Here is a 26,319-nt window from a genome sequence, read left to right on the forward strand (position 1 = left end):
AATTTTATTTTAATCCGCAGGTAGTTGCGCCACTTGATAAACTCTCGCAATGCTTTTTTGCCTGACGTTTGGTACCTTCTGTTTCACCGGCATCGTAACTACCGTTGCTGTTTGTACACTCACACATGTAAGTTTTTTTACAGGATGCCAAAAAGACAACAACTGTAACGACAAAAATTATTTTTTTACTTAGCATGTATTAAAGATAACAAATTATTTTATCCTTCTATTGCCTTTACGCCCGGCAAACTGCCTTGTTCGATATACTCTAATAAGGCTCCGCCTCCGGTACTTACATAACTCACCTTATCTGCCAAATTATATTTATTGATCGCAGCTACACTGTCGCCACCGCCAATTAAAGTAAAGGCTCCGTTTTTTGTAGCCTCCACAATTGCATTTGCTGCTTGCTTCGTTCCATTTTCGAAACTGCTCATTTCAAAAACACCCATCGGACCATTCCATAAAATCGTTTTTGAATTCTTAATGACTTCCCCATTCATCTTCACGGTTTCAGAACCTGCATCTAGTCCCATCCATCCATCAGGGATTTCTGTGATTTTACATTCCTTCTTATTGGCATCATTCGCAAAATTATCGGCAATCACAGCATCTGTTGGGATGTAAATATTTACACCCTTTGCCTTTGCTTTCTCCAATAAAGATTTTGCTATTTCCAAACGATCATCTTCACACAGGGATTTCCCGATTTTTCCTCCCATAGCTTTTACGAATGTAAATGCCATGCCTCCGCCAATTAAAATATTATTGGCCTTATTCATCAGTTGTTCAATAATTAAAATTTTATCGCTCACTTTCGCACCACCTATAATGGCTGTAAAAGGTTTTTCTGCATTATTCAATACTTTATCAATGCTTGCAACTTCTCCAGCCATCACATAACCAAAACACTTAGCATCGTCATTAAAAAACTTAGCAATAACAGCCGTTGAAGCATGGGCGCGGTGCGCGGTTCCGAAAGCGTCATTCACATACACATCACCATGCTTACTTAATTTTTGTGCAAACTCTTCATTACCCTTTTCTTCTTCCTTATAAAAACGTAGGTTTTCTAAAAGTAAAACTTGCCCCGGTTTTAATGCGGCAGATTTTGCGAAGGCATCTGATCCAACGCAATCATCAGCAAACTGCACCTCAACACCCAAGTGTGCCGAAACATTTTTTACAATGTGCTTTAATGAATATTTATTGGTTGGTCCTTCTTTCGGACGACCTAAATGAGACATGAGCACTATGCTTCCTCCATCTTTCAGAATTTTCTTTAAGGTTGGAATAGCTGCCTTAATACGGGTTTCGTCCGTAACTTCAAATGCATCGTTTAAAGGCACATTAAAATCTACGCGAATTAATGCGCGCTTGTTTGAGAAATTTATAGAATCAACAGTTTTCATAGTTAGTATCTGGAATGAGAATTTAAAAATAAAAAAATTATTTGGTACCGGTATGGCCAAATCCGCCGGCGCCACGTTTTGTTTCTTCGAGTTGCAAAACAGCATACCATTCGATGGTTTCATGACGCGCAATTACCATTTGAGCAATTCGTTCGCCATCGTTTACCGTAAACTCATTATTAGAAAGATTAACAAGAAGCACTTTGACTTCCCCTCTGTAATCAGCATCGATGGTGCCGGGAGAGTTTAACACGGTAAGTCCGTTTTTAAATGCTAAGCCGCTTCTCGGACGAATTTGCGCTTCATGTCCTTGAGGCAGTTCAATAAACAAACCGGTTGGGATGAGAGCTCTTTCCAAAGGCTTTAATACAATTGGAGAATCGAGATTAGCTCTTAAATCCATACCTGCCGAATGATCGGTTGCATATTCAGGCAATGGATGTTTTGATTGATTAACGACTTTTACAGTGATCATGATTGCAATTGGTTTTTGATATTCTTTAAATTGGAAAATTCCAATTTATAAAACAACCATGCAAATAGTATTACGAACAAATTATTCAAAATCACCTTTAAAACGACATTTTCCATAGAGCTATAAGTGAGCGAAATAAAGTAAAATGCGAGAGCGGCAAAAAAGAAGAATAACATACTCCTCAGATTATATTTCACCGGGTAATGTTTTTGTCCGAGATAATACGAGATAATCATCATACATCCATACGCCGCAAAGGTCGCCCATGCACAAGCCATATAGCCATATTTACCTATAAACCCAAAGTTAATCACAAGGGTTATCACCGCTCCAATTATGGTTATAGCCGCTCCATAGCGAGTTTGTCCTGTTAATTTATACCAGATAGATAAATTGAAATACACCCCCAAAAACAAGTTGGCAAGCAGCAAAATTGGCGCTACTCCCAGGCCCGAATGATAATCCTTATAGATAGCCAATTTCACTATATCAATGTTCATCATGGTAACCAGAAATAGGAAAGAACAAAAAATCACAAAATATTTCATTACTAAAGCGTTTACCTTCTTTGAATTCTTATCGGCCGCCTGATTAAAGAAAAAAGGTTCGGCTGCATAACGGAATGCAGTAATGAAAATTGTCATTAGGATGGCAATTTTATAGCATGCACCATAAATCCCCAATTCTGTTTTAGCAATATCTTCAGGTAATAAATATTTAAGAATGATTCTATCAAAGGTCTCGTTAATCATTCCTGCTAGTCCCAAAAACAATAAGGGCCATGCATAACTAATCATCTGTTTCCAAAGCGCTTTGTCGAATACGTAAGCAAAGCCTGTAAATTCTCTCGCCATTAGTAACATTGTAACCAAATTTGCAACCAATTGGGCTAGGAACGCATAACCAACACCAACATTCGGATTATAACAGTCTGCTAAAAAACCGATCTCACCTTTTTCATAGGCATTTTTACAAAATACAAGGTAAAATATACTCACTAACAGATATAGTGTAACATTGATAATTCTCATCATTGCAAATTTCTTTGCCTGATTATTAGATCGCATTCTTGCCAGAGGAAGCGCCATCATTGTATCAGTGGCAACAATCATAGCACACCAGATAACATAATCACGATTCGTTGGGTAATCCGTTAGATTAGCCAGTGATTGGGAGAACAAACACAAAGCAGATGTGAAAACGAATGTAGTTGAAAACAAAGAAATCAATGCGGTAGAATACACTTTATCTTTTTCATCGGACTTACTTACAAAATTAAAGAACGCAGTTTCCATTCCGTAAGTGAAAATGATATTAACGAAACTGATATAAGCATAGAATTCGGTATTGGAAGCGAGATCAGATGGAACTTTAAAAATAAAAGTGAGAGCGAGTGAAAACAAGTAATTAACAATCCGAGGCATAATACTGCCCAATCCGTAAATAACAGTTTGACCTGCCAATTTTTTTAATGGATTGCTCACGTGATAATTCTCTAGTTCAATAAAATTAGAGAATAGAAAAACGTGCAAATGTGAATAATGGTTAAGATATTAACGATAAGTAGTTGGTAGTTGAAAGTTCGGAGTTCGTAGAGGGTGAAGAAAAGCAAAAGCTGAAGGAGGTCATTCACCTTTTGAGGGATTGAAAATTACTTCTTCATCTTTTCTATAAGTCCTGTTGTTGAGAAACCGGCGGTAAGGTCAATGGTAACGATTTGTCCGCCCTTTGCCCTAACAATATCAGAACCTACTATGTATTTTTTGCTTGACGTGTTTGTTTCATTCGCATCGTAGTCGCCACCCTTCACCAACACATCAGGCTGAATCAGTTTAATTAATTCGTAAGGTGTATCCTCGTTAAAAAACACAACGTAATCAACCGACTCGAGGGCTGCCACAATAGTAGCTCGGGTTTCCTCATTATTTATCGGTCTTTCCGGCGATTTATTTTGGCGGCGCACAGAATCATCTGTGTTTAAACCCAAAACTAACACTTGACCTAAGTCGCGGGATTTTGCCAGATATTCTACATGGCCTCGGTGTAAAATATCAAAACATCCATTCGTAAACACAATTTTATTATCCTTGAAACGCAATACATTTAATGCAACTTGTAATTGCTCAGGACTCACAATCTTTTTCGAAAGTTTGTTATGATACAGCATGTTTCTTTTTATTTACAATTGGAAGTGCCACCATAAAAATTAATCCCAGTACGGCTATCATGATAAATTGAGATGTCCAAACTAACCATGGAAATGCAGCGGCAGGTACTATATCAACGCCATAAAACATTAGAATTTCCATAATGATGATATGATACATACCTAAACCACCCGGCGTAAAAATTATTCCAACGGTTCCGAATAACATTAAGGTTAAGGTTTGTGATTGATTTATTAAAGCTGTTTGAGGTAATGCTTTTAAACAGAAAAAAAGCGAATAAAAATACGCGGCCCAAATCAGTAAACTCAAAACAATGAAGCGCCCGGCGTGTTTGATATTACGAATGGATGACAGACCCTCCACAAAACCTTTAATAACCTTACCGAATTTCCCTTTTAATTTGCTCATTATTTTTTTTCTGAACATAAATAAAACAATGGCACCGCCGCCAACAATTACGAGAAGAGTGATTGCTAAAACAGGGCGTTCCATAAGTCCTGAAAATTTATTTCTTAATCCTGAAAAGACATATTTTTCCAATAAGCCGGCTAATTCGGAAAATTGAAAAACCATGGTAAGCGCAAAGATGATTAGCATTAAAATGGTATCAACAATTCGCTCTGTAATTACGGTTCCGAATCCTACCTGAAAAGGTACTTTATCGTAACGATCGGTAATCGTTGCTCTGTATAATTCGCCCATACGCGGAATAGGCGCATAATTTGAGAAGTAAGCAATGAAAACAGCGGCATTCGAATTAAACAAAGTTGTTTTGTACCCTAGAGGTTCCAATAAATAATTCCAACGGTACGCGCGCAAAAAATGACTGATAAAACCTATGATAATTGAAATGGCTACCCAAAAATAATTGGCATTCTGAAATGCTAAGAGAATTTCTTCTTTCTTTTCGGCAACCTGACTTAACGCCAACCAAACAAGTAATACGCCAAGCCCTAGTAATACAACAACCTGAATAATGGATTTGGCAGTTAGCTTCTTCAATGGAAAGAATTTTATTTTTTGAGCTTATTGTTTGCAGTATCCGGAAAAACAACCCATGGTTTAAATGTTTTTGCTTTTTCGAAATCCATGTTGGCGTAAGAAAGAACTAACACCACATCGCCCAACTTTACTTTAAGAGCAGCCGGACCATTAAGACAAATCACACCACTACCGCGATCACCTTTCAGCACGTAAGTGATAAAACGTTCGCCGTTGTTCTTATTAAGAATATGAACCTGCTCATTTTCGATCAAATTGGCAGCATCCATTAAATCTTCATCAATTGTTATACTTCCTATATAATCTAATTCGGCCTGAGTAACCGTAACGCCGTGAAGCTTAGATTTTAGCACCTGTATTTCCATAGCCCTGCAAAGGTATAACTATTTCATTAAATAATAGGTTAGTTTATTGGTAAAAACCTCTCGATTTTGTTATTTTTGGTTAAGCAAATTGAGAAAAGTCTTTTTTATATTCACAATCCTTATTATAACTGTCCTGATTACAGGCAACTACTTTATTTATAAGCAGGTTACTAAGGCTCATAAGAAGGAATTCAAAGCCTTTATCCGCTCACGTTATGCTAAAACGCAAACAATTTCCATCTCTCCCAGTGAACTTTATTCAAATAATTCGCGTATTACTTGGCTTGATAACAACAAAGAAGTTTTAATGAACGATATCATGTATGATATCATTTCGCTTAAAAGCGAGGGAGTAAAAGTGGTACTGACCGTAGTGGAAGATACACAGGAAAAAGAATTAATGAATAAGTACAAAGAACAATTCGATGTTATGTATTCATCTTCTTCCGGTAAAAAGCAAAATTCAGTTGCTAAAGATTTTTTCGCTTTTAAATATCTTTCACATGAAAATATTTGCGTTGACATTCGCGAATCCTCTCTTTATTATTTTATTTTTTTTGATTCTAAAACAACAAAAGGATTTTCTAATTCATTAACTCCTCCTCCCGATTTTTTGTAAATATCCGATTCAATACAAAAAAATTATTTACAAAAAATTAATTCCGCAATGAGAAAATTATACTTATTGCCTTTGGTATGCATTTCGCTTTATACCAAGGCGCAAAATATTACTGTTCGCGATAATTCAAGTCGTGAACCCATTAAAGATGTCATCATCAAAGACAAAAACAATAAAACGGTTAGCACTGATATTCTAGGCAAAGTTTCAATAAGTGAACTTGATAAATCAGATTCACTTTCAATTTACAATATCGGATACTTCACAAAAAAGATTATAGCCGGTGATCAGGATATCAATTTAAATCTAAGTGCTAAGTTAGTTATGCTAGATGAAATTGTTTTTTCCGCCAACCGAACACGCGAGAAAAAAATCGATGTTCCATATGCTATTGAAGTTATTAAACAAAAGGATATTGAGTTTAGTAACCAACCCACCAGCGGCGACCTGTTAATGAATACCGGAAATGTATTCGTGCAAAAAAGTCAGTTAGGTGGCGGTAGTCCAAATTTAAGAGGCTTTGAAGCCAGTCGGGTACTAATTGTAATTGATGGTATTCGCATGAATAATGCCATTTACAGATCGGGCCATTTGCAGGATGTTATGACGCTTGATGCGCAAATGCTCGAAAGAACTGAAGTCATTTTTGGACCTTCCTCTACTATGTATGGAAGCGATGCCTTGGGTGGTGTTATGCATTTCTATACAAAAAATGCCGAGTTTAGTACTAATGAAAAAATGTTGGTTAAAGCAAATGCCATGGCGCGTTATGCCAGCGTCAATAATGAAACAACCGGACACCTGGATATTAATTTAGGATTCAAAAAGTTTGCTTCCTTAACAAATATCACTTACTCTAATTTCGGGGACTTAACCAGCGGTAGTGTGAAGCTAAATGGTTATACAAATAAGTGGGATAGAAACTATTATGTAATACAACGCGGTGAAAAGATTCCGGATGAATTTATAGTATCAGGCGGACAAACAACTGCGGGAAGAGATACTATGGTTGAAAATCCGAATAACAATAAACTAGTTGGCAGCGGCTACAAGCAAATCGACATTTTACAACGCTTCGCTATTAAAACAGGAGAGCATTTAAATCATAATTTAAATTTTCACTTAAGCATGAATCCTGATTTACCTCGATATGATAGATTAGCGGGAGATTATAATGGCCCGAATTTAAAATTTGCAGAAAACAGGTATGAGCAAAACAGACTTCTTGCCGCATATACCCTTAATTACGATGCTAAAACAGCTATCAGCGATAACATAAAATTAATTTTAGCCTATCAAAATATAGAACAAGATCGCATTACTCGCAATTACCGAAAAAACAATCGCACTACACAAATGGAAGATGTAGGAGTAATTTCTGCAAATCTTGATTTGATGAAAAATATTAAAGAAAAACACGAATTACGTTATGGCCTTGAGTTTACTTCTAATGATGTAAAATCCACTGCTAATAACTATGACATTGTTAAAGACAGTACTTACAGAGCAAACACACGTTACGCGGCAACAAATAAAATGAATACGTTTGCAGCTTACCTATCGCATAACTTTGAGGTGAACGAAAACTTTGTTATTTCGGAAGGCATTCGTTACACCAATGCATCGGTAGTTTGTAATTTCATTGATACTATTCCATTTAAATTTCCGGATCCGGTTGCAAAACAAAACAGTCAGGCTGTAACAGGTAGTTTAGGTTTTACCTGGAAAGCTGAAAATGATTATAAAGTTTCTTTACTCGCTAACACCGGTTTTAGAACACCAAATGTTGATGACATGAGTAAATTATTTGAATCCGGAGGAGGAATCTTAATTGTTGCGAATCCAAAAGTAAAACCTGAGTACGCCTACAATTTTGAATTAAACATCAGTAAGGTTATGAATTCACGTTTTAAATTTGACGTTACAGGTTTTTATACCATTGTAGAAAACTACATGACACTTCGTGATTTTAAAGTTAACGGACAAGATAGCATCACTTATCAGGGAAATAAATACAAAGTACAAGCGATGCAAAATACCGATCGTGCTTTTATTTATGGTTTTAATGTTGGATGTCAGCTTGATTTCAATGATCACATTTCATTTAAAAGTACTTTAAACTATACCTATGGACGTTACTCGGATGTAGTGAAAGACACCATTTATCCATTAGATCATATTGCACCGGTGTACGGTCAAAGTAGCTTGATATACAAAAACAAAAATACCGATGCTGAGTTCTTTGTTCGTTACAACGGGAAAAAAGCTTTATCGGATTATAGTCCGAGTGGTGAAGACAATTTACAATATGCAACTGCAAACGGAATGCCGGGATGGTTTACTCTAAATATAAGAGCCGGTTATAACATTACAAAAAATCTCCGTTTAAATGTAGCTTGCGAAAACATTACTGATAATCGTTATCGCGTCTTTGCCAGTGGCATTAATGCTCCCGGAAGAAATTTCATCGTGAGCTTAAGGTTTAAAATGTAAAAAACAGTCAATAAAAAAAAGCCATCCTTTAAAGGATGGCTTTTTTTATGATGGATAAATTTCGTTGAGTCCTGCTTTTATTTTCTCTGAAATTTCCTGTGTTGGCAAATCATTAGCATCATCACCAAAAGGATCTTCCACTTCTTCAGAGATTAATTCGATTGAAGCGAAGGCGTAAAAAATGAGCATAACAACAGGAATGGCCCAATATTTAAAATCGATTGAGAAAGCAATCGGCATGGTGATGACATAAATAAAAATTATTTTCTTCAAAAACATGCTGTATGAAAAAGGAATCGGCGTATTCTTGATGCGTTCGCAGGCACCGGTAATATCTAAAAAAGATTGCAATTCAGCATTAATGAACAACATTCTTTCATCACTAATAACACCTTGCCTTCTTAATTTCTCAATATGCTTCATAATTAATCCCGCAACATAGTTTGGTTTATGGCTTCGTTTATCAAACTCTTCGCGATTGAATCCTTCAAAATCAGTTATATCTTTAAACTGCTTGTTGTCTTTTAAATGATCTTTTAAAGAGAATACAAAAGTGATGATTAAATTTTTTAAATAAATTTTATCATTTCGATTTTCTTCCGGTATAATACTATCCAGCTTTACCATCAAATTGCGAGTGTTATTTACGAGCGCTCCCCAATGTTTTCTGCCTTCCCACCAACGATCATAAGCCGAATTAATTCGGAACACTAATAACATTGATAATACAAAGCCGAGTATTTGATGAAAGATGGTTGAGCTTTTAAAAGTAACATCATGGGTGATTTCATAATATACCAGGCCGCCGGTTAATACACCTAATAAAAGCATATTGGGCAACAAAATTCTAAATGTATCACTCTTGTGAAACTGAAAAATTAACTTAAACCAGTCTTTTGGGTTATATGTAATCATACTCTAAAAATAAAAAGGGAAATTGAATTACCAATTTCCCCTTAGCATTAATTATTGACTTATTATAAAGTACCTCGTAAAGCTTGTTCGCGTTCAATGGATTCAAATAAAGCCTTAAAGTTTCCGGCTCCAAATCCTTTAGCGCCCATACGCTGAATGATTTCAAAGAATAAAGTCGGACGATCTTCAACAGGTTTAGTAAAGATTTGCAATAAGTATCCTTCCTCATCGGCATCCACAAGAATCGACAATTTCTGAAGCTCTTTAATATCTTCCTTCATCATGTCTTTATGCACACCTAAACGTTGTGGAATTTCATCGTAATAAGCTTGAGGCGGAGGAGGTAAAAATTCTACGCCACGCGCTTTTAATTCAGCTACCGTTTTAATGATATCATCGGTAGCAACAGCGATATGCTGCACTCCTGAATCTTCATAAAAATCCAAATACTCTTCGATTTGAGATTTCTTCTTTCCTTTTGCAGGCTCGTTAATCGGGAACTTAATTCGACCGTTACCATTACTCATTACCTTACTCATTAAGGCAGAGTACTCGGTATGGATTTGTTTATCGTCAAATGATAAAAAGTTGACAAAGCCCATTACATCCTCATACCATTTTACCCATGTATTCATTTGATTCCACCCTACGTTACCTACCATATGGTCAATAAATTTCAAGCCAACCGGTGTTGGATTGTAATCACTCTTCCATTCTTTAAATCCGGGTAAAAAAGTGCCTTTATAATTTTTACGTTCTACGAACATGTGCACAGTTTCTCCGTAGGTGTAAATACCGGAACGCACAACCTCACCGTGTTCATCCTTCTCAACGGTTGGCTCCATAAAAGGCTTTGCTCCACGCTTGGTTGTTTCTTCAAATGCCTTGCGCGCGTCTTCTACCCATAAAGCTACTACCTTCACACCATCACCATGTTTTTTTACATGTTCACCGATGGGAGATTTACTATTCAGAGCCGTTGTTAATACTAAACGAATCTTATCTTGCTTTAACACGTATGATACGCTCTCACGGTTTCCTGTTTCCAAACCTGAATATGCATGCGACTGAAAACCGAAAGCAGTTTTATAAAAGTGAGCCGATTGTTTTGCGTTACCCACATAGAATTCTACGTAATCAGTTCCTAAGAGCGGAAGAAAATCCTGTGCTCCTTCAAATATTTTATCTAAGCCGTATTCTACGCTTTTTACTTCTTTTGCCATTTTAATTTTTTGTTTAATGATTGTTTAATGAATGAATAAATTATTTACTGAAAAATAATTTAATTAGACCATTGAGCCATGTGTTGAGCCTGTGTGGCCGGAGATATTGTACTGACTTCAAACATTGTTGCTAAAGTACTAAAAAAAGAGTCTACTGTCCAGCTCCAGAGGGCTTTTTAGCCTCATTTTTATAATACTTTTTAATATTATAGGTAAATATTAACATGAAATAGCGCTGTAATATGTTGGTTTGGGTATCCTCAATATACGTTTCGGTGATATTCCGCTGAATACTCTGATTTTGATTTAAAACATCGAATACAAACAAACGAATATCAGCACTGTTATCTTTTAGGAATTTATAGCCAATAGCGCCATTCAATAATGAAATATTCTGATTAAATCCATCCGACAAACCCGTATAAATCTGATTATTATATTCTGCTGTAAAAACTAAACCTTTCCACGGATTTAAATTCAACTTAACTCTGGAAGTTTGGTTGAGATACTCAGAATTTAAATCTGATTGCAAGGAATTAGTCACAATATTATAAGCCGAGTTAGAAGAAATTGTAAAGTCAACCTTCTCGCTAATATTACTACTAATCACTAATCCAAACGATGGTGCTGTTGTGTTGGAGTAATTTACTTGCTTATTGATTAAGGCCGGAACATTATTATAATTACATCCCGCGTTAATGTTAATGTTCGACCTTAATTTCTTTACAGCAAAAGAATAATTAAAGAAAAAACGTAAGTTGTAATAATTATCTAAATTCTCCGGACGGGTAATTTGCGAACCCTTTGCCAAGAAAACATTATTATAAACTGTCGTATCATTATTCGCAATGATAGTGCTGTTCCCAATATAATTTTGCGTGTAGGTACCACCAAGCATTATAAAAAGGGAAGTTGATTTAAGCGTGTTCACGCCCGTATATCGCATGAATAAATTATTTTGAAAATTTTGCTTTAAATCAGGATTACCGGTTGAAAGTTGAAGACTGTTAGAATTGTTTATCACATCTTGCAATTGATCAATACTTGGCGGCGTGTTACTGGTTCGATAATTAATTCTGAAATTATCGTTTTTATTGAATTTATATTGGTAGTGCGCATTAGGTAAAAGCGATTGAAACGTTCGTTTCCCTTCAAACTCAGTAGGAAAAGTCTGCTGCTTGTCTAATTCGGCTTGCTGTGCATTTAGACCCAGAGAAAAATTATATTTCTCCTCATTAAAGCGGTAATTCACACCTGCCGAATGTGCCATATACGTATTGCTAAACACATTCGATAATAAAGAATCCGTTTCGGAAAAAGTATAATCAGAAGGGCTTCGGTTATAAGTGTTCTTTTTTGAATCGGAAAAATTGTACGTTAAAATATAATTGGCTGATAAAAATCCCGTTTTACCTAATGGCTCCGTAAAAGTGATATTGCTTGTTGAATTAAATCCTACTTTATCTAATATGGATTTCTGGTCGATACTATCTGTGTAAACCGAATCCGTGTAATAGCGATTATACGTTTCTAAACGACTGCCGCCTACGCTCGTGTTATAACTTGGATTTAAATTGAGTGAAACAGTTCTTCCTCTTTTCGCGAATGAATGACGGAATAAAACCGGAAAAGCAATATTGTAACCGGATAAATTAGTGCGATAGGAATTATCAATATCGCTAATTGTAACGGAGGCCGAATTAATGCCTGATAACTGATTATTACCATTATTAATTTGCAAGGAAACTTTGGGCTGCAAAATGAAACTATTAAGAGAATCAGGCTTCAACTCTAATCTGAAATTTAAGCGATGATTATCGTTGGTTGTTTTAGCATCGCTGTTCTCCACATACGATAAACCGTTATTGCCGCCCAAAACATATTGTCGCAATAAATCAGTTTCGGCAATGTTCTCGGTTCGGTTATAAAAATAAGCTCCGGAAAAACTTGCTTTCTTTCCCCAACTATCAGAATAATTTAAACCAAGTGCATAAGTTGTAATTACTCCATTCTTCACATCCACTAAAAAACTTTCCGCGCTATTTTGTGAGCCGCCTCGTCCGCTACTTCCTCTTCCTCCTCCACCAAAATTTCTTCTATTGCTGTTTCCGCCACTACTGCTCATAACACCCAATAAATCTTCGGTTGAAAAATTTTGTTCATTGATATTGTTTGTCATGGCCAATACCGTAAAGCGCTGTTTGTCTTTAAAACGATTGATTACACCACCGCCTTTGTATTTATCCTGATAACCATAACCACCATACACCTTTCCAAAAACTCCGTTTCTGAATTGAGCTTTTGTAACAATATTGATGGTTTTACTTGTATTACCATCATCAAAGCCTGTGAATTGCGCCTGATCACTTTTCTTGTCAAACACCTGAACCTTTTCTATCACTTCCGCCGGTAAATTTTTCAACACCGAATTAGGATCATCACCAAAAAATGGCTTACCATCTACCAATACTTGTTTCACATCTTCGCCTTGTGCTTGTACTTTCCCATCCACCACTGTTACACCCGGCATCTTTGTAATCAAATCCTCAGCATTCGCATCTTTATTTGTTTTAAAAGCTTTTGAATTATAACTTGTGGTGTCACCGCTTTGGGTGGCCATTACAGCCTGCGTTTCAACGTTTACTTCCTGCAATTTTTTTGCACCGGTACGCAATTGGATTGCATCCAAAGTCAAATTATCATTTATTGAAACAGATTTAAAATAATCGTTATAACCGAGATAAGATACTTTTAAAATATAATTCTTAGGCGTTACATTTTCGATTACAAACAATCCGCTTTCGTTACTGGTAGTACCTTTAATAAAGGAAGAATCTTTTGGATTTAATAAAATAACGGAAGCGCCAATAACCGGAGATTTGTCCTTTTCAAATAAACTGCCCTTTACAGAATAGCTCTGTGCAAGTGCCATAAAAGAAAAAAAGAAAATAAATGTAAGGGTATAGAACAACCTTGGCACGACTGAAAAGGAAATTAAATTTTTAAACCGATTACACAAACGTCATCAACCTGTTCGTGTTTACCTCTCCAACTTACAAAAGCTTCTTCTAATAAATCGTGTTGGTCTTTCATCGGCATGTGTGCAATGGTTTGAATCAACTTTTGTAGTTTCTTGAACTTGAATTTTTTTCCATTCTCGCCACCGAACTGATCCGCATAACCATCCGTTAACACGTAAACCTGATCGCCCTTTTTCAATTGTATGACGTTATCGTTAAACACTTTGTTTCCGGTTAAATAGCCGCCAATAGAATGTTTACTTGGTTTGTATTCGATTAATTCTCCGTCACGAATCAGTAATAACGGTCGGTGGGCACCGGCAAATTGCATAATCATTTGGTTAGGGTGATATGCGCAGAGAGCAATATCCATGCCATCGTTCGAAGAGTGATCAGAACTCTTATTTAACATAGCACGTAAACGCTCGTCTAATACAGTAAGTGCATGAGCCGGTGTAGTTACGTTTTGGTCCTTAATAACTTGATTCATCAAATCGTTACAAATTAACGACATGAAAGCGCCCGGCACACCGTGACCGGTACAATCAGCCGCGGCAAATACAGTCACGTTATTCTTAAATAACTCAATCCAATAAAAATCTCCGCTCACAATATCCTTCGGACGATAATAAACAAAACTTTCGGCAAACGCCGTTTTTAATAAATCCGTATCCGGCATTAAGGCCAATTGAATTTTTTTAGCATAGCGAATACTATCGGTAATATCTTTATTCTTCTCTTCAATAATAGCCTTTTGCTCGAACACTTCTGTTGTACGCTCTTTCACTTTCTCCTCCAGGTTTTCGTAAAGCGCGGCATTATCTAAGGCAATACCTATAGAAATAGCTAAACTCTTTAAGATATTCAAATGATAATTGGTGTAAACATTAATTTCAAAACTTTGCACCGTTAATACACCGATTACAATTTCCTTTGAATAAATTGGTAAGTAGATAATCGAGGCTGAATCTTTTCCCGACACCGGCGCTTGAATACCTTTAATATAATTACCGTATTCGAGGGCGTAGTTATTAATAAATATTTCACGCTTATTAGTAAATGAAATAGCTGCGAGTCGATTTGGATCGTTAGCCGGATAACCAAAATCATCCATTAACTGATTATTCTCAACGAAGCCTTTAAACTCTAAAAATCCGTTCAACGGATTAAACATACCGATACCAAAACAATCTGCCTTTAACAGTTTGTTTACGTTCGAATACACTTTTGCAATGATTGTCTCAACAGAAAGTGAAGAACTAATATCCTCAGCAATTTCACTCAATAATTTTGTGTCGTTATAATTCTTTTCAATCTCCTTGGTTCTTTCCTCAACACGCTCTTCCATATTTTCATAGAGCGACGCGTTGTCTAATGCAATGCCAATATGAACAGCCAAGTTTTGGAGAATGTTTAAATGGTAATCAGAATAAGAATGTGTTTTAAAGCTTTGTACAGATAACACGCCTAATTTTTTATCCTTTCCATAAATAGGAAGGAAAATCATCGATAGGGTATCATCGCCAACCGCTGCGATATAATCTTGCTTAATATATTTTGTATGCTCGGCAGGATAATCATTAATTAAAACTTCCTTCTCGTTATTATAACACCATACACCAAGTGTATCGTCGGTTAATGTATAGGAAAAGTCATCTAATTTTTTACCCCGCTCCATGGTTCCTGAAAACACTAAGCGTTGTTGTGCTTCATTAAATAAACCAATGGCAAATACAGAAGCATCCATCAATGAATTCACATTCGAATACACTTTCTCTATAACTTCATCCACCGATAAAGTGGAAGTAATATCCTTACCAATCTGACCTAACAAGCGTGTATTCTCATATGTTTTTTCAATTTCCTCCTTCTGTTTAACAACTTCCAAAGTGCGCTCCTTCACCTTATCCTCCATGTTTTCGTAGAGTGAAGCGTTTTCAAGAGCAATAGCAATGTAAGAGGCTAAAGTTTTCAAAACATCAAGATGATGCTCTTTATAGGCGAATTTCTCGAAACTTTGAATAGTTACCACACCCAATACTCTCTCCTGCATCATAATCGGGTAGAAAATTAACGAGTGAGGCATATCACCACTTACGACCTTAATCTGCTTAACATACTTTTTATATTCGTTAAGATTATCATTAAGGAATATCTCCTTCTTATTCTTAATACACCATACCGAATAATTATCATCGTCATCCATTGAAACGGAAGCAACGCTATGATACTTTTCTCCACGCTCAATACCATATTTGTATTCTACCACATTTTTTTCAGGATGATATAAACGAATACCAAAACAGTCGGCGTTCATGAGTTGATTCACGTAATAATGTAACTTGTCAAAAATCTCCTCAAAATTTAAAGTAGAAGTAATCTGCTGACCTATTTCACTTAATAATTTACTGGTTTGGTACGCTTTTTCAATTTCTTCCTTTTGAACAACAACCTCTTTCGTTCGATCGGCAATGACTTTTTCTTGTTGTTCATATAAGGCTGCGTTATCGAGAGCAATAGCCATATACACAGCTAAACTCTTTAAAAGTTGTAAGTGATAGTCGCTGTATGCATCACGCTCAAAACTTTGAACGGTAACAACACCAATGCGCTTATCCTTTTGTGTAATTGGAACGTACATGATACATTCCGGATTCTCGCCTGCCTTCGCCTGATAATCTGTTACCTTTTTACTCTTAACGAATTCATCGTTAAAATTGTTAATCTTATAATCTTGCTGTGTACTATAGCACCACACAGCGGGACGATCAGTTGAGTTGATTGAATAAGAGAAATCAGAGAGTTTTACACCCTTCTCTATAACACCCTTAAATACTAATTGCTTTGAAGGTTCGTCATAGATACCAATTCCGAATGCAGCTGCATCCATCAATTGGTTAATGTGCTTATAAACTTTACTGATAATTTCTTCCGTAGAAAAGGTACTTGTGATTTCGCGACCAATCTGACTTAATAACTTTGTATTATCGTTATTCTTTTCAATTTCCTCTTTCTGCTTAACAACCTCCAACGTACGTTCCTTCACTTTTTCTTCAAGGTTTTCGTATAGAGAAGCGTTTTCAAAAGCAATAGCAATGTAACTGGCAAGCGTTCTTAGAGTATCCAGATGATGTTCTTTGTATGCGTTTCTTTCGAAGCTTTGAATCGTGATGGCACCCAACACTTTCTCGCCATACATTATCGGATAGAAAATTAAGGAATGCGTAAGATCGCCACTTATCACATTAATTTGTTTTACGTATTTAGTATGCTCCTTAATATTATCATTAATGAATATTTCCTTTTTGTTTTTGATACACCATACCGAGAAGTTATTATCGTTATCCATTGATACGGTGTCAACTGTATTACATTTAACACCTTTCTCGATACTGAATTTATATTCAACTAAATTTTTATCAGGATGATAAATATCGATACCGAAAACAGTGGCATCCATTAATCGGTTTACGTAACTGTAAAGCTTATCAAATATCTCTTCGAAATTTAATGTAGATGTAATTTCACGACCAACTTCACTTAATAATTTATTGTTTTGATAGGCCTTTTCAATTTCTTCTTTTTGTGAAATAACTTCACGTGTACGCGCAAAAATAGTTTTCTCTTGTAATTCATAAATCTGCGCGTTATCTAAAGCAATTGCCGAATAAGAGGCCAGATTACGCAAAATGTTCAAGTGATATTGCTTGTATGCATTCGCATTGAAACTTTGTACAGTAATTACACCAACCGTATTACCCCGTACATTTAAAGGAAGGTAGATAATTGAATTAACCGCCTTTCCAAAGGATGGGGCTACATAATTTTTAAAATACAGGTGATATTCCTTGCTGAAATCATTGATAACAATTTCGCGTTTGTTTACAAAACAATTTACAGTAAGCTTTTCAGTATCCTTTACGTCATAGGTAAGATCCTTGAATTTTTCATCCCCTTCAATGTAGAGAGGGAAAATCACTTGTTGTTTTTTAGCATCAAACAAACCAATACCAAAACCCGCGGCATCCATTAAATTATTGACACTGTCGTAAACCGTTTCTACAATTTCAGCGACCGTATGCTGCGAAATAATTTGCTGTCCGATTTCGCTAATCAAAACAAGGTTATTGGAATAACTCTCAAGTTCTTTCGCTTTTTCTTCCAGTAAAAATTTCTCGGCTTGTGATTGCAACATTTTGTGTTGCATCTCAACGCTCTTTACCAGCTGATTCGTTTTCTCGTTACGAACTTCTTCGCGTGTGGATTGAAATATTTTATAATACTTAATCGCTAAATCTAATTTGCCGGCTTTCTCGAACGCTTCCGCTAATTTTTCACTCGCCTTATAAACTCCCTCTTTGGAGTGAATTTTTTGCGATAATTCAAATGATTGCTCTAGAAATTTTACGCCCTCCACAACATCACCCTTTTCAATATATAAAACACCAATATTATAAAGTGTAATGATTTCTCCTGCTTTAAATCCAAGTTCACGTCGCAGGTTGAGACTTTCATTAAATTTATCAAGTGCTTCCCGGTATTTCTTGGTAGCCGAATAAGTACGACCTAAACCATCCAGTGCAAAAGCAGCGACTTGCTTATTTCCGGTAGTGGCACAAATAGAAGCGCATTTATTATAATGCTCCAATGCGAGATCATACTGTTTTAAATTATGATAGGTTTCTCCTAACCCATCCAATACTTTTACATAAATTTCTTTATCATTATGCTTAAGGCACAACTTCTGACTTTCAAGTAAAACTTCGAGTGATTTATCGTTCTTTTCAATGGAGTAATAAACTGTACCTAATCCATTCAAACCATCCGCCATTCCCATTTCATCACCAATCTGATTATTGATGCTATAACACTCATTGTAATATTTTATGGCCGAATCGTAATCGGAAAGGTATCGGAAGTTAGCACCCACATAATAATAAGTTTCCGCTTCGTTCTTTTTATCACCAAGTTCATTGAAGATAGAAATAGCTTCAAATAAAGTCGTGAGCGCCTCCTCATTTTTAGAAATCCAAACTTGCGAAGTGCCTAAGGTTTTTAAAGCGTGTGCAATGCCACGTTTATAATCTATTTCTTTTGATTTTGTAAGTGCTTCGGTACTTAACTCAATGGCCTTGTACGCATCCTTTCGGTTTAGCGCCCAAGCCTTAGAATTTAACTCATCAATTGCGAGTGTATCTATTTGTACTAAAGTATCTTGCATTACAATCATGTAAGATACAATATTTATCTAAAAAATCCAGCGTCTTAAATTGATTTAAGATATTGTTTTTCAATAACTTAAATATTAACTTATTAAAAAGAATGCACTGTCACAAAATTATAATACCAATCCTGCAATGCACACATCATCTACCTGTTCGAGTGAGCCTCGCCAATTTTCGAAAGTAGTATTTAAAATTTCTTTCTTTTCGTTAGAGAATTTATGGTTAATCTCTGTAATTAATTGCTCTAATTGTTTATGCTTGAATTTTTTTCCCTTTTCTCCACCAAACTGATCGGCATAACCGTCGGTAAATAAATACAAACGATCGCCCTTTGAATAGGATATGTTGTGTGTTGTAAAATCATCTTTCCTTTCTCCAATACCTATCGGCATTTTATCGCCGGGTAATTCTAAAGCACCGTTTGAAGTCATGAGTAAAGGTTTATTATTGGCCGCAGCGTAAGAAATTTCGCCCGAAACCTTATCGATGCAAATTAAAACTCCATCCATTCCGTCCTTTTGCGCTTCCGCCGACATATTGGAAATTAATTTAGCGCGAACATAATTAAATATATCCCCGGGTTTCTCAATCCCCTTTTCTACAATTGCTTCATTTAATAGAGAAGCGTTCAACAAACTCATAAATGCTCCGGGAACACCGTGACCTGTACTATCACATACGGCAAAATAAAAACGGTTTTCCTTTTTCGTTGCCCAATAGAAATCACCGCTCACTATATCTTTGGGTTTGTATAAAATGAAATAGTCGTTGAGTTCCTGATTCAAGAAAGCGTCGTGTGCCAATAATGTTTTCTGAATTTTTTTTGCGTACTGAATAGAATCAACTATTTCCTTTTGTTTTTCCTCCACCAATGTTTTTTGCTTCTCAATAATTTGCTTTTGCTCTTGAGAAATTTTATAGCGGCTATACATGAAAGCAGCAAACACAATTACAAGAAGTAAACCTCCATACAAAAAATACCTTCGGGTTTTTTCGTTTTTCAACTCTGACTGAATTAATATTTTTTGTTCATGGGCACGCAAACTATCAGCAGCGGCTTTTTTAGTGTAATCAAATTCGAATTGCTTTTGCGCTATTTCACGAATACGCTCGGCACTGTTTAAAGTATCACGAATTGAAATGAAACGCTCAAAATAAGGTAATGCCTTTGCAGGATTCTTAAGAGCAGAATACGCATAATACAAACATTTGCACGCATCACGTATCTCACCATCCGATTGAATTTTCTCAGCAATTGTCAAGCTATTTTCACACAGTGTTACGCCTTTGGCAGGATCACCCAATTTAATGGCACAATTTCCTAAACCCATTAAAGCAACTGCTTCATTTCTTTGTTCTCCAATTTCACGCGCCAAATTTAATGCCTCCGAAAAATATTTCACTGCGTCGTTGAAATGAGCCGTTACTTCTTCTTTCGGTTTATTTTCGCGTTCTGCTGTATATCCGAACTCCGCATTTAAGCTGCCTAAACTTACCAATGAAAGTACGATTCCATCTTTCTCTCCAATTTCCTTCCTTAAATCGAGTGATTTTAGTTGGTAGATTAATGAAATTTTTAAGTCGCCTTTTTCCTGATAAAGATTACTGATGTTACTGTAATTGCTGGCCATTCCGGATTTGAAACCCGTCAAGCTATCCATCTGCAAACTCTTGACAAAATATTTAATAGAGTTTTCATAATTCTTTTGAATGCCATAAATAATTCCAACATTCCCTAAGGCAATTGATTGCGCTTTCTTATCGCCCATTTCCTCTACCACCTTCAAACTTTGAAAATAAAAATCTAGTGCCAAAGGATAATCACCTTTATCTAAATAAACATTACCAATGTTATTATAGGTTTTACCCAGTAAAGTTTTTGCAAAAACTTTCAGAGTGGTGTCTTGTCCGAATATTAATGCTTTCAACTCAGCAACACTTTCACTATAGTTATCGATAGCTAATTTATATTCACCCTTCACATAATAACTTAATGCAATGTTGTTACGCGCGCCGACTTCAAATTTTTTCAATCCACGCTCCTTACTGAATTGCAACAATTGATTGGAGAGAATTAATGTGGTATCAGGATTATTAAATGCTAAACGACGCGAATAAACATGCATAGCCATAGCGCGAACCGTGTCATGACGATTTGCATTATTCCAAACATCAATTAAACTGTCGTTTTGAGAAAAAATCGTACTTGCAAAAAACAAAAAGCAACAAATCGAGAATAGGATTTTTTTAATACTGTTCATTCGACTTGTTGCTTTAATAAAACTAAGCTTCCACCGCTTCGTTTATATACGATTCGATTGGAGCGCAAGAACAAACTAAATGTCTATCGCCATATGCATTATCTACACGAGCAACACTTGGCCAAAACTTATTTTCTTTCACCCACTTTAACGGATATACAGCTTTTTCACGGCTATATGGCTTATCGTATTTGTCGCTGATAATTAATTTAGCGGTGTGTGGTGCGTTTTTAATTACGTTATTTACTTTGTCAGCTTTGCCATCAATGATTTCCTGAATTTCCTTTCGGATGGTAATCATGGCTTCGCAGAAACGATCTAACTCTGCCTTGCTTTCACTCTCAGTTGGTTCAACCATTAAAGTATTTACCACAGGGAATGCAACAGTAGGTGCGTGGAACCCATAATCCATTAAACGTTTTGCCATATCAGCTACTTCAACGCCACTTGCCATTTTGAAATCATTACAATCTAAAATCATTTCGTGTGCACAACGTCCTTTTGTTCCTGTATATAAAATTTTGTAATGATCTTTCAATACCTCCTTCATGTAGTTAGCATTTAAGATAGCTGTTTCAGTCGCAGCTTTTAATCCATCACTGCCTAACATTTTAATGTAACCGTAACTGATTAATAAAATCAACGCGCTACCATATGGTGCTGAACTAACGGCCGGAATTCCTTTATCACCACTTGTATTAACAACAGGATGAGAAGGTAAAAATGGAACTAATTTCTCCACTACACCGATTGGGCCCATGCCGGGACCACCACCACCATGTGGAATAGCAAATGTTTTATGTAAGTTTAAGTGACATACATCCGCGCCGATATTACCAGGAGAAGTTAAGCCCACCTGAGCATTCATATTGGCACCATCCATATATACTAAACCACCATTATCATGGATAATTTTTGTGATTTCAGTAATACCTTCTTCATACACACCATGTGTACTTGGATATGTTACCATTAAACAACTTAATTTATCTTTATGTTGCTCAGCTTTTGCTTTTAAATCAGCAATATCAACGTTTCCTTTTTCATCACATTTCACAACTACGATATCCATGCCTGCCATAGCGGCACTTGCAGGATTGGTACCGTGCGCCGATGAAGGAATTAACGCTACATTACGGTGCGCTCCTCCGTTTGCAATGTGATATTGACGAATAACCATCAAACCTGCGTACTCACCTTGAGCACCTGAGTTTGGCTGGAAACTCATCTTCGCAAAACCGGTAATGTTACTTAAATCTTTATCTAAAGTTTGTATTAATTCAGCATAACCGGCCGCTTGATTTGCAGGAACAAACGGATGAATGCTTGCAAATTCAGGCCATGTTAGAGGCAATAGTTCTGAAGCTGCATTTAATTTCATCGTACAAGAACCTAATGAAATCATCGAATGCACCAATGATAAATCTTTGTTCTCTAAACGCTTTATGTAACGCATCATTTCACTTTCGCTGTGGAAAGAATTAAAAATAGGATGTGTTAAGTAAGCAGACTTACGGTTTAATTCGGAAGAAGAAATAACCGATGAATTTTTAATTGCAACGTTAACTGCTGATTTTCCTGAAACCGAAGCAAACACTGCAATCACATCATTTACATCACCCGCTTCTGCTGTTTGATCTAAACTGATACCAACTTGTTTGTCGCTAATTTTACGGAAGTTGATTTCTTTCGCTTCTGCAGCAGCAATTACTTTTGCAGCATCACAAGTAACAACAATGGTATCGAAGTAAACTTTTGTGTTGACTTCAAATCCAAGTTTCTTTAATTCTTCTGCTACTGTAGCCGTTGCATTATTTACTTCCTGAGCAATTGCCTTAATTCCGGCAGGACCATGATAAACTGCGTACATACTCGCCATGATAGCCAATAAAGCCTGCGCGGTACAAATATTTGATGTTGCTTTATCGCGTTTGATATGTTGTTCGCGCGTTTGTAAAGCCATGCGTAATGCCTGATTTCCTTCTGCATCCACACTTACCCCAATAATACGTCCCGGAATTAAACGTTTATAATCTTCCTTACATGCAAAAAATGCAGCATGAGGACCGCCATAACCTAATGGCACACCAAAACGTTGTGAGTTTCCGTAAACAACATCAGCACCCCATTCGCCCGGAGGCGTTAATAAAGCAAGTGCTAATAAATCAGAACCAACGGCAACTTGGATTTCAGCAGCGTGACATTTTTCTACAAATGATTTGTAGTTGTTCGCTTCTCCGTTAATATCCGGATACTGAATAATTGCGCCAAAGAAAGAAGCATCTGCAGAGAAGGAAGCTGCGTTACCAACCACCACTTCAATTCCTACCGGATTAGAGCGCGTTTTAATAACATCAATTACCTGAGGGAAACATGTTTCGCTTACAAATAATTTGTGTGCGCCTGCTTTTTGCTTTTCACGACTACGATTACTGTAGAACATAAATACAGCTTCTGCTGCTGCTGTTGCTTCGTCTAATAAACTTGCATTAGCAATTGGCATAGCTGTTAAATCCATCACCATGGTTTGGAAATTCAAAATCGCTTCAAGGCGTCCTTGTGCAATTTCCGCCTGATAAGGTGTATAAGCAGTGTACCAACCCGGATTTTCTAAAACATTTCGTTGAATTACGGAAGGTAAAATTGTATTGTAATAACCTAAGCCAATATAACTGCGGAATACTTTGTTCTTTTTACCAAGTGCACGCAAATGCTTTAAGTATTGGAACTCGGTTAAAGCTGCGCCAACTTTTAATGGCTCCTTTAATCGGATGTTTGAAGGTACGGTTTGGTTGATTAATTCATCAACTGAAGAAACACCAATTTTCTTAAGCATTTCTTTTACTTCATTTTCACGTGGGCCATTATGGCGGGAAACAAATGTATCCATAGATTATACGGGTTTAAAAAGAGAAACAAATTTACAAAAAAAAGCGGGCTATTGAGCGTTTGCTTCGTCTCAAATTGACCTAAATCAGGTAAAAATGTAAACAGGCTTGTTAATTACTTTTTTCCACTTCCTTTAATTCCACCATGTAGCAGAATTCGCAATTAGCCGGACTTGGCATTCGTAAACGACGGTAAGTGAATTTTATACGTAATTTATTCTTATCAAATTTCTTCTCTAATGGAGATTTTGGCATTAGATATATCTTTTTGCCACCGGAAATAATCATTACCAAAGAACCACAACCCTTTTTTTTGAATTTAGTTGTGACAATTCCCACCGTTTTACCTTCAGATTCTAAGGACACGTCTGCATTTTGAGCTCCTAACCAAAGGCTTACCGAGAAAAAAACTAAAAAGTAAAAGATGCGCATTTATTGAATATTTACTTTTACAACCTTCTGAAACTTCTCATTTCCTACTCTCACTAAATAGGTCGCTTTAGCTAAACCCGAAACATCCAATTTACATTCAGCATTTCCATTATTAGTGTTTAACTTTTTAGATGCTATTTGTTTTCCCATCACATCAAATAAATCCACTTGCACTTCATTCGCTTCCAACAAACGAATTGCTTTCACTTCTAACATGTTTTCATTTTGATGAACGAGCAAATCAGGTTTGTTTTCAATATCATTTACTCCTGTGGTTGAAAGTGGTATTTGCCAAGAGAAAATTCTGGTTTTCCCTCCACTCGATAAATACTCACCGGTGTGCCAAAAGGTAATTCCATCAGGGTCCAAACTCGTTTGTGAATAATCACCAAAACGATTGTGCGTCATTTGCGAGCTGGTTCCGATGGCGGCAGTTGTTTCAGCAAATGTAAATTGTCCTAAAGGATCGGTGGCTAATCTACCGGTATATCGAATCGAAGGATAAACTGTTCCACTCGAAACAGCATATGCAATTCCAATACTTCCGTTATCATCCATAGCCATGCTTCCCATCCATCGGCTATGCAAATCCGGCGCATAAGTTCCTTCCTGATAGATACTCCAAACACCTGTAGTTGTATTTTGTCTTAATTCATACCAGCGAATACCTGTTTGTTTAGTTGTTGAATTTACAATCACCGCGTGATTTAGCAAGATAGTGTTATAACCCGTCCAACGGCGATATTGCGCTCTATACATAAACACACCGCCAATCGCATCTATTTTTTGTGAAGTACCAGGTTGTGTGACATCATCATAGTTCACATCAAACAGTGCATTAATTGAACTGGTTGGAATGGTTTGATCCAACGCTAAACTTGAAGCAGCCGGAGTTGTCCAGTTAGCCGTAAATTTAAAAATTCGTATTTGATCAGTAGTTGCTGACGGCCATGCATTGTCTTCATAACAAAAAATCGGACATGGTGTTCCGTAAGGCGGTAATTGACCGTCGGCATCAGCCGGTAATGGAGAGAAAAAATAATAATTTGGTGTTGGAGGAACGGTAAGTGAAATCATTCCTGCAGTAGGGTTTCCCGCCAGCATTTTAGTACGATCAAACACAGCGAATTTTTCTGTTCCACCAATATTGCTGGTACAATAATAACCATCGGCCCAAATAGAAAATTTTGGATAATCAGGGAAATTACCTGCAGAAGGAACGAATGTATATGTATAATAACTTCCTAATGGGTTTGAAGAAGTGGATATGGCTACTAAAATTTTATCGCTGCCATTAAACTGAGATACAAACCAACGGTCGGCATACCTGTCATACATCACAATCGGATCGCCCATATTGGTGCTTCCTGCCCATAAAGTGTTTAATGCATATGGACCACCCAAACTGGTTCCTGTTTTGTTGTATACCTGATAGCGAATATTTACTGCCTGAACGTAATGCGCGGGGCCGGCTGCACCGGAAGGATCAGGAGGAGATGCATTGCCGGAAGTGCCTTGCCAATTTACAATGGGTGGAGATGTCATTTTATTTCCCATTTCATTTTGCACGATAGGATCAACATCCGGTTGCGGTGTTTTGTTATAACTAATGGCGTTAGATTTACGACGGGGATTGATAGTTTGTTTCTCGCTTTCCTCTAATTCCTCATTAATAACTGGCATTTCTATTAATGGTTTTGAAATAGCAAAACCTGAATTGGGAAGAAATGAGGTGGTTGTTTGAAGTTTTGTTTGTGCGAATGCCACTTTACCTAAACAACTTACAAAAATGAATACTTTTATATGTTTCATCAGAAAATT

The 26,319-nt window shown here is 36.5% G+C and carries 17 protein-coding genes; 2 read left to right on the forward strand and 15 right to left on the reverse strand.

Annotation, left to right across the window (positions count from 1 at the left end; all coding sequences use genetic code 11):
* Window positions 1–4: 4 nt before the first annotated feature.
* From J0L69_15995 to J0L69_16025, 7 genes are all read right to left on the reverse strand, one after another.
* Window positions 5–196: a hypothetical protein gene (locus tag J0L69_15995; protein MBN8694697.1), complete on the reverse strand. Its 192-nt coding sequence runs from the start codon at window positions 194–196 to the stop codon at window positions 5–7.
* Window positions 197–218: 22 nt separating this feature from the next.
* Complete coding sequence (locus tag J0L69_16000) at window positions 219–1,412, reverse strand: phosphoglycerate kinase (GenBank protein ID MBN8694698.1); 1,194 nt, start codon at window positions 1,410–1,412, stop codon at window positions 219–221.
* Between the two features lie 37 nt (window positions 1,413–1,449).
* On the reverse strand, window positions 1,450–1,884 hold the full coding sequence (dut, locus tag J0L69_16005) for a dUTP diphosphatase (GenBank protein ID MBN8694699.1): 435 nt from the start codon (window positions 1,882–1,884) through the stop codon (window positions 1,450–1,452).
* On the reverse strand, window positions 1,884–3,371 hold the full coding sequence (locus J0L69_16010) for an oligosaccharide flippase family protein (GenBank protein MBN8694700.1): 1,488 nt from the start codon (window positions 3,369–3,371) through the stop codon (window positions 1,884–1,886). The genes dut and J0L69_16010 overlap by 1 nt, the downstream gene beginning before the upstream one ends.
* Window positions 3,372–3,538: 167 nt before the next feature.
* Window positions 3,539–4,054: a D-glycero-beta-D-manno-heptose 1-phosphate adenylyltransferase gene (gene rfaE2 / locus J0L69_16015; protein ID MBN8694701.1), complete on the reverse strand. Its 516-nt coding sequence runs from the start codon at window positions 4,052–4,054 to the stop codon at window positions 3,539–3,541.
* Window positions 4,041–5,057 carry a flippase-like domain-containing protein gene (locus tag J0L69_16020; protein ID MBN8694702.1) on the reverse strand — a complete coding sequence of 339 codons (1,017 nt, stop codon included), beginning with the start codon at window positions 5,055–5,057 and terminating at the stop codon, window positions 4,041–4,043. Before J0L69_16020 ends, rfaE2 begins: the two co-directional genes overlap by 14 nt.
* Before the next feature lie 11 nt (window positions 5,058–5,068).
* Window positions 5,069–5,422 (reverse strand): aspartate 1-decarboxylase, encoded by a 354-nt coding sequence (locus tag J0L69_16025; GenBank protein ID MBN8694703.1) that lies wholly within the window; start codon window positions 5,420–5,422, stop codon window positions 5,069–5,071.
* A gap of 88 nt (window positions 5,423–5,510) precedes the next feature.
* On the opposite strand from J0L69_16025, the gene J0L69_16030 reads away from it, so the two are divergent.
* Both J0L69_16030 and J0L69_16035 read left to right on the forward strand, forming a co-directional pair.
* Window positions 5,511–6,041, forward strand: a complete 531-nt coding sequence (locus J0L69_16030) for a hypothetical protein (protein MBN8694704.1) — start codon at window positions 5,511–5,513, stop codon at window positions 6,039–6,041.
* Window positions 6,042–6,089: 48 nt separating this feature from the next.
* Window positions 6,090–8,534: a TonB-dependent receptor gene (locus tag J0L69_16035; protein ID MBN8694705.1), complete on the forward strand. Its 2,445-nt coding sequence runs from the start codon at window positions 6,090–6,092 to the stop codon at window positions 8,532–8,534.
* A gap of 45 nt (window positions 8,535–8,579) precedes the next feature.
* Here J0L69_16035 and J0L69_16040 read toward each other — a convergent pair whose 3' ends face one another.
* The 8 genes from J0L69_16040 to J0L69_16075 form a co-directional block, all read right to left on the reverse strand.
* On the reverse strand, window positions 8,580–9,449 hold the full coding sequence (locus J0L69_16040) for a hypothetical protein (protein MBN8694706.1): 870 nt from the start codon (window positions 9,447–9,449) through the stop codon (window positions 8,580–8,582).
* A gap of 62 nt (window positions 9,450–9,511) precedes the next feature.
* Complete coding sequence (gene hppD / locus J0L69_16045; GenBank protein MBN8694707.1) at window positions 9,512–10,672, reverse strand: 4-hydroxyphenylpyruvate dioxygenase; 1,161 nt, start codon at window positions 10,670–10,672, stop codon at window positions 9,512–9,514.
* 151 nt (window positions 10,673–10,823) lie between these two features.
* Window positions 10,824–13,604 carry a TonB-dependent receptor gene (locus tag J0L69_16050; protein MBN8694708.1) on the reverse strand — a complete coding sequence of 927 codons (2,781 nt, stop codon included), beginning with the start codon at window positions 13,602–13,604 and terminating at the stop codon, window positions 10,824–10,826.
* Between the two features lie 62 nt (window positions 13,605–13,666).
* Entirely contained in the window at window positions 13,667–18,922 is a 5,256-nt protein-coding gene (locus J0L69_16055; protein ID MBN8694709.1) for a GAF domain-containing protein, read from the reverse strand.
* Window positions 18,923–19,030: 108 nt separating this feature from the next.
* Entirely contained in the window at window positions 19,031–21,178 is a 2,148-nt protein-coding gene (locus tag J0L69_16060) for a tetratricopeptide repeat protein (GenBank protein ID MBN8694710.1), read from the reverse strand.
* A gap of 22 nt (window positions 21,179–21,200) precedes the next feature.
* The gene (gene gcvP, locus J0L69_16065) at window positions 21,201–24,068 is read right to left on the reverse strand and encodes an aminomethyl-transferring glycine dehydrogenase (protein ID MBN8694711.1); all 2,868 of its coding nucleotides are present in this window, start codon (window positions 24,066–24,068) and stop codon (window positions 21,201–21,203) included.
* Window positions 24,069–24,177: 109 nt separating this feature from the next.
* A complete protein-coding gene (locus J0L69_16070) occupies window positions 24,178–24,498 on the reverse strand; it encodes a hypothetical protein (GenBank protein ID MBN8694712.1) in 321 nt (106 codons plus the stop codon).
* Entirely contained in the window at window positions 24,499–26,310 is a 1,812-nt protein-coding gene (locus J0L69_16075; GenBank protein MBN8694713.1) for a T9SS type A sorting domain-containing protein, read from the reverse strand.
* Window positions 26,311–26,319: the final 9 nt, after the last annotated feature.

The sequence above is a fragment of the Bacteroidota bacterium genome, from assembly GCA_017303905.1.
Lineage (GTDB): Bacteria > Bacteroidota > Bacteroidia > B-17B0 > Aurantibacillaceae > JAHEYG01.